This window comes from Ferroglobus sp. (genome assembly GCF_015521575.1).
Taxonomy (GTDB): Archaea; Halobacteriota; Archaeoglobi; order Archaeoglobales; family Archaeoglobaceae; genus Ferroglobus.
The window spans coordinates 1-2218 of record NZ_WANY01000091.1 but is presented as its reverse complement, the minus strand read 5'-3'; the positions used below and the strand labels follow the sequence as shown (position 1 = coordinate 2218).

The following is a 2218-nucleotide window of genomic DNA, read 5'->3' as shown; positions in this document are numbered from 1 at the left end:
TCCTCATCCAGAACCTCAGAAGTTCCGGAGAAACTCCGAATCCGCTTCCAGCCCAGTCCATTCCCTTGCTTTTCGCCCATTCCACAGCTTTCTTCAAAGCGAAGCTGCCAATACCCATGTCCATCACATCTGGGTGAGTTGCAATTCTTACAATTCTTATTCCCGTGAGCTTAGGAAACTCGTAGTTCCAGTAGTGCTTCAAAATTAAATCCGGAATTATCTGACCCTTCGGCTTGTAACCCTTGGCGATTTTCTCTATGGTGGCTTCGTCCATCTTACCCTCTATCGCAATATGCAAGCTGCAAACGGTCTTGTTGTTCACCTTAACTCTGAGCGGCAGATGATTGGGCATGTCAAGGAGGATTACCAAATCCGAAGGTCGATTCCTATAATGGGCGAGAACGTAAATTCCGAAGAATTCCCTAAGTAGCAAATCGTTCTTTATCAATTCGTCCTTATCTATTTCTTCAAACTCAAGCTCTCCTCTCTTTATCTTTTCAATATCCTCCTCTTCGATCTTAGCTGGCTGGGCGTCAAGCATTAACACTTCGTAAAGCCAAGCCTCTATCGGATCCCCTTTTCCGTACCTTATCGGCTCCTCCATGTGTATCTTCACGATCTCAACGCTTTCATCCTTCTCAAGCCTTCTGAGAAACCTTATAGCGAAACCTCTTCCCGTCCCTTCGTATCCGTGGATCGTCGTTGAAAATATCATGTACTTCGCTCCTTCAACTATTTTCCATAGAACCGGCACATCTATTCCGGCAGCTTCATCGACGATTATTATATCCGCATAATCCTTTTCAACCATCGCTCTTCTTGGCACCGCATACTCCACTCTCGCCCACTTGCTGTTGATAACCGTGATGAGGTCGTTGGATTTCTTCTCTCTGAACTCCTTCATTCCTTGCCTCACAAGAGCCTTTTTAAGGAATTTAAAGTATGTTTGAACTGCATACGGCGTTGGAGCAACAACTAAGATTCTTACGGGTCTCTTCAAAACCCTATTCATCCTTGAGATTAAATAGGGTGTAACAATCCCCAAAACAGCCGTTTTTCCTCTTCCTCTGTTTGCTGTAATCACCACAGCCTTCTTCTCTCTTTTTCTGTCAAAGAAAGTTTCAAAAGCTTCAAGAACCCTCACCTGATCTTGCGTAGCACATAGCTTGTACAGTTTCCTCTTTATCTCCCTCTCCTCGCTTGGAATGACGATTTCCTCTCTCGTTGCTTCGTGCTCTTTGTAAGTGAATTTCTTCAGAATTTTCCTTTTGTCGGAATCGAAAATTATTATTCCGTCAGCCTCAAGCGTTTTCCTTATGAACCTCCTGTAAAACCTTGGTACGACGTCGTCGACTGTATAAGGCTCGCTAACGAGCTCTTCATGCCACTTTCCAATTAAATGGAACCACTTCTCTATTTTTGGAGATAAAGCGACGATTACCCCTCCTTCTCTTATCGTTTCCACGACGATTCCCAAGTCGTTTGGGTGAAAACCGTCCATCATGTCAATGACTAAGGCGTCGTAAGTTTCACCCAAAACGGAAGGAGTATTTTTATAGTGAATAACCTTTCCCTTAAAGTGCTTTTTCGCCATTTCAACGAACTTACTCCTTCCAACCGCAAGAATATTCTCGGCATCAACTTTTCTAACTATTTTCTTCGCCTGCTTCAAAATCCGCTCTTCCAATTCATCCGAACATAAAAAGACAGCAAATCTATGCCTGTTGGCTTTCGATATTTCGTGAGCTTTAGCAACCTCTTCCATTAAAGCCGTGAACGTCATTCTCAATCGATTTATGCTTTCGCTTTTTAAATAATTTCATCCAAAATGCACGAATTGTAGTATCCTAAAGGTATTTCACTATCCACAGCCAACCTCTTGTGAGAAAATTAACAAACAAGAAAAATCAGATAAGAAAAATATCAGCAGTGATGAGAGTAACGCCAAGAAGAATCTACCAGCTCAAGAAACAATATGGGGAGACAGGCAGAACACCAGAATTAAAGTAAGCAGGAAAAAGATCAAAGCTAATCGATGAAGAGACCGAACAAATCATCCTTCAAACCTATAATAAATACAAACTCAGCCCAGTCTGCTGGAAAGGATAGATAGAGAAGGATATAGCATCCACATTCCACACAACACCATATACAAAGTCTTGTTCAAACACGGCTTGGTAGAGGAGATCATGAGCAAGAAAAAGAGAAGGAAATGAGT

General features: G+C 42.3%; 1 protein-coding gene and 1 pseudogene. One reads left to right on the top strand and one right to left on the bottom strand.

Translation table 11 applies throughout. The annotated features are described in order from the left end of the window. Positions 1-1783, bottom strand: a 1783-nt coding sequence (locus tag F7C14_RS03975) for a GNAT family N-acetyltransferase (RefSeq protein WP_290900154.1), incomplete at its 3' end; no start/stop codon positions are given. 80 nt (positions 1784-1863) lie between these two features. Between F7C14_RS03975 and F7C14_RS03970 the strand changes: the two are divergent. Next, positions 1864-2213, top strand: a pseudogene (locus F7C14_RS03970) (IS481 family transposase); the annotation flags it as partial. Positions 2214-2218: the final 5 nt, after the last annotated feature.